This is a genomic window from Sphingobium sp. CCH11-B1, assembly GCF_001556865.1.
Lineage (GTDB): Bacteria > Pseudomonadota > Alphaproteobacteria > Sphingomonadales > Sphingomonadaceae > Sphingobium.
On record NZ_LSJY01000073.1, the window covers coordinates 1 to 4,007 of the forward strand.

The window sequence follows — 4,007 nt, forward strand, 5'->3', positions numbered from 1 at the left end:
ACGCCACGACGCCGAGCACCAAGGCCGATCACAAATCATTCATGCCATCTCCTTTCTTCACGGCCGCAGCGACGAACGTCAGCACGAGCAGAGACTTCCCCGTTCCTGCAGGGCCCAGGATCAGCACGCTCGATCCACGCTCCAGACCACCCCCCGTCAGCGCGTCCAGTTCGGCGATCTCGGTCGTGACCTTGTCGCGCTCGAAGCTGGACCGGTGCTCGGCCGAGATCAGGCGCGGAAATACGCGGGCGCCGCCTCGTTCGATGACGAAGTCGTGATAGCCGCCGCGAAAGCCTCGCCCGCGATATTTGGCGACCCTGATCCGCCGGCGCTCCGGACCGTATTCTCTTGCGAGCTCCTCCAGGCAGACCACACCATGCGCGACGCTGTGAACGGTCTTGTCTTCGGTCTCCGTCGTCATGTCGTCGAGCATCAGCACGATCGTACCCTGGCCCGCGAAATAGTGCTTCAACGCGAGGACCTGTCGCCGGTAGCGAAGCGAGCTCTGCGACAGCAGTCTGATTTCCGAGAGGCTGTCGAGGACCAGCCGGTCGGGCTTCGATCGCGTGAAGGCTTCGAATATTCTCCGGGTCGTCTCCACCAGCTCGAGGTCCGACGAGTAGAGCAAGCTCTGCTGCTGCTTCTCGTCAACGAGGCTATCGGGGGAGATCAACTCGACGATCTCGACGCCGTCGAGCGCCCACCCGTGCGCTGCGGCGGCGGCGCGCAGCTCTTCCTCGCTTTCGGAGAGCGTCAGATACAGCACCTTCTCTCCGTTCCGGGCCCCTTCGAGCAGGAACTGCATCGCGACCGTGGTCTTGCCCGTTCCCGGCAGGCCCTCGAGGAGAAAGACTCTGCCGCGGCTCAACCCTCCACCGAGGATGTCATCAAGGCCCGGCACTCCCGTTCCAGCAGGTTCTTCGCTATTCATCGTACAACTTGCCCCCTTCGAGCATGGGTTCCCCCGACCGTTCTGCGCGACCCGCGCCGCCTGACGATGTATCGCGGGGATGGAGCAACCCTCGTCGGACATGCCGACAAAGCACCCAGCAAAGCCTGGATTGCTGCCCCACGGCGCCCCGCCAGAAAGGGTGCCGGATAAAACATGTATTCGTCGCTGAGCTAGATCAGTCAATCATGCAGGTGCCGGTCAGCCGCTACCCTGCTCGAGGAGCCTGGCGAGCGTTACCCGCCCGCCTGTTCCCCACTGCGCCGATCACCTCCCCCACAGTTTCTCGCCGCGAAGACAACCGCTCGTGGCACTTTACCCCGCCGGTAAAGTGCCACAGCTGTTCATCCCCGGGCTTCTCGCATCGGGAAATTGTCGGATCTAGTCGTCAGAAGACGCACGACGGGCGGCTCACCTTGCCAAATTTTGCCAAACTGCGTATCTAGAACGCCATGAGCACGATGAACATCTCGCTGCCCGACACCCTCAAGGCATTCGTGGACGAGCAGGTCGCGGGCCGCGGCTACGGCACAAGCAGCGAGTATGTCCGCGAACTCATCCGCAAGGACCAGGATCGCCAGCGGTTGCGCCGGCTGCTGCTCGACGGTGCCGAATCTGCCCCGGGCGATCCAGCGGACGACCCGTATTTCGAGGGGCTGCGCGCGCGGGCTCGCCGCACGGCATGACCGCCAAGCGGGTCGTTCCGCGCGAACAGGCTCATCGCGACGTCGAAAACGCTATTGACCATTATGCGCGCGAGGCCGGGCCGGAGATCGCGCTTCGCTTCGTGAATACGCTCGAAGCAGCTTACCGCATGATAGGCGAGCAACCCGGGATCGGTTCCCCGCGCTACGCACATGAACTGGCCCTGCCCGGTCTGCGACATCGCCGGCTCGCCCGCTTTCCGTGGCTCGTCTTCTACGTTGAGCGGGACGATCACATCGATGTCTGGCGCGTGCTCGACGCGCACCGCGACATCCCGGCCTGGCTTGACGATCCCGAAGGCGATGACCGCACATCGCGCTGAGGTCGAGCACGCCAGGCGCTTTCTGAAGACTCCGCAGTCGCGAAACTCGATGCGCGAAACCTCGGAAAGTCCGACCTACCGCAAGAAGGGGGATTCACATGGGAATCAAGATGTGCTTGATTCGTTCTCATGTTCCAGCCGGACTTCTTCGCCGCCGCCACCGATGCGGATCGATCAGCATCGCAGGACGCACCCGCGCTGGACCTGCCGGCTCTTCTCGATCGCCTGACGGCGGTTTGCGAACGCCCACGCTATAGCTTCATGGTGCTCAATCTGATCGCGCAGGCGAGCACACAAAGCGGCTCGGCCGGCCCCTACGTCCGTGACGGGGACCGCCAGGTGCCGGTGCGGGACTGGCTCTGCGATGCCCTCGCTCCGGTCGCCCGGCGGGATCCCCGCCGTCTTGCGATCGCAAGGAAAGTTCGATCGGAGCTCGAGCAGCGCAATGAGCTTCCATCCGACATAGCCGCCGCCGAACAGCTGATCGCCGCGGAGGTTCAGAAGCGAATCCGTCTCTCCGGGCGCACGAACGTGAGCCGAGCGGTTTCGGAACTCGTCAGGGCCGGCTTCGTGCGGCGGCACTATCAGGGCTACCGCGTCGACCATCACAACCGCGGTGCCCAGCGCCAGGCTGTCTACACGGTCACCGACGAGGTGCGGCGCGCGCTTCATCCGCGGTAATGAGCTTGGCGAAAGACTATCCGGCGGCTGCCTGAAGCCCTTGGACAAGCAGCCACAATCGCCGTCAGGGCCCGACGTCAGCCGCACGTGTCTTCACCCGAAGGCCCGTGCTTGCCGGGAAGCCGAGCGCGCTCGCCACGCGATCATTCCATCCATAGGGATCGGAGCGCACCACCGGCTCGCCTGAATCGTCGAAGAGCACCGTCTGGTAGAGCATGCGGACCGGTACGGGTTGCGGCAGCGCGACGTAGCTCTCCTTGCCCGTGGCGCGGGCCCGGTGCCATTCGGCATCAACGCCCTGATCGCGTGCGAGCATCTCGGCGAAGCCAAGAGCGTCCTCGACGCGCACGCAGCCATGGCTGCGCTGCCGCTGCACTTCGGAGAACAGCGCCTTGGCGGGCGTGTCATGCAGATAGATGGACTGCTCGTTCTGCATGTCGAATTTCACAAGCCCAAGCGCGTTCTTCGGACCCGGCTGCTGGACGATCCAGCCATCCTTCCACACCATGTTGTTGCGACGGAGATAGCCGGCGCCCTTGCCGGCGAGCTCCTTGCGCTGGATCGAGCGCGGCACGGTCCAGGTGGGGTTCGCAACCAGCCGCAGGATCGGCGATCCAAGCTGCGGGGTCGCGGTCTCCGGTTCGCCGACAACCACTTTGCGCGTGTCGACGAGCTTGCCGTCGCGCCAGTAGGCCAATCGGGCGGCGGCGAGATTGACATCGATGCGGGTCGCCGGCGGGTTTCTCTCGAGCCACCGCAGCCGCTCCATGTTGACTGCGATCGCACGCGCTCGGTCCGCGTCCGAGAGATTCAGGATCTCCAGCGCATCGGTTCCGATCATCCCATCGGGATCGATGCCATAGTCAGCCTGCATCCGCTTGACCGCAGCCACCATCGGCGGCGTATAGACAGCGCCGGCGGCGGCCTTGTCGAGATAATCGAAGGCTACGAGCTGCGCGGCGATAGCCGGTATGCGCGGATCGCTCTTGCCCGGTTCGATGGGCTTGCCCGCGTCCGGTATCGGCGTGGGAGGCGCGTTGCTCGACTTTCGAAGCGCAACATAGGCCTGCGACAGCCTGCGGTAATTCTCGTCCCCCGGCGCCAAGCTCTCCAGCCACTCGTCCAGCTTTCCTTCCTGCATCGCGCGCGCAAGACCCGCCCGAAGATCAACTTGCGGGCGTGGGACGGTGTAGATGTCGAAGAGCTTTGTCGGATCGGCCGCCCCGCGAGCCAACGTGCCCGCATATGCGAGCGCGGCCTTCGTCAACGCCGCGTCGCGACCCGCTGTGCCCGATCTGAGGATCAGCGTGCAATAGGCACCCCCTTCGTGGGGTGATCGGCGTGCAAAAA

4 protein-coding genes and 1 pseudogene are annotated in these 4,007 nt (G+C 64.4%); 3 read left to right on the top strand and 2 right to left on the bottom strand.

What is annotated here, in order from left to right; all coding sequences use genetic code 11:
- Positions 1-46: 46 nt before the first annotated feature.
- A pseudogene (locus tag AX724_RS07795) lies at positions 47-931 on the bottom strand (ATPase domain-containing protein); the annotation flags it as partial.
- A gap of 470 nt (positions 932-1,401) precedes the next feature.
- Between AX724_RS07795 and AX724_RS07800 the strand changes: the two are divergent.
- The 3 genes from AX724_RS07800 (at position 1,402) to AX724_RS07810 (ending at position 2,657) form a co-directional block, all read left to right on the top strand.
- Positions 1,402-1,635, top strand: a complete 234-nt coding sequence (locus AX724_RS07800) for a type II toxin-antitoxin system ParD family antitoxin (protein WP_037569801.1) — start codon at positions 1,402-1,404, stop codon at positions 1,633-1,635.
- A complete protein-coding gene (locus tag AX724_RS07805) occupies positions 1,632-1,976 on the top strand; it encodes a type II toxin-antitoxin system RelE/ParE family toxin (RefSeq protein WP_007406611.1) in 345 nt (114 codons plus the stop codon). Before AX724_RS07800 ends, AX724_RS07805 begins: the two co-directional genes overlap by 4 nt.
- A 129-nt stretch (positions 1,977-2,105) precedes the next feature.
- On the top strand, positions 2,106-2,657 hold the full coding sequence (locus AX724_RS07810; RefSeq protein ID WP_007406600.1) for a hypothetical protein: 552 nt from the start codon (positions 2,106-2,108) through the stop codon (positions 2,655-2,657).
- A 64-nt stretch (positions 2,658-2,721) separates the two neighbouring features.
- On the opposite strand, the gene AX724_RS07815 is transcribed toward AX724_RS07810, so the two are convergent.
- On the bottom strand, positions 2,722-3,963 hold the full coding sequence (locus AX724_RS07815; protein ID WP_082733438.1) for a L,D-transpeptidase family protein: 1,242 nt from the start codon (positions 3,961-3,963) through the stop codon (positions 2,722-2,724).
- Positions 3,964-4,007 lie beyond the last annotated feature (44 nt).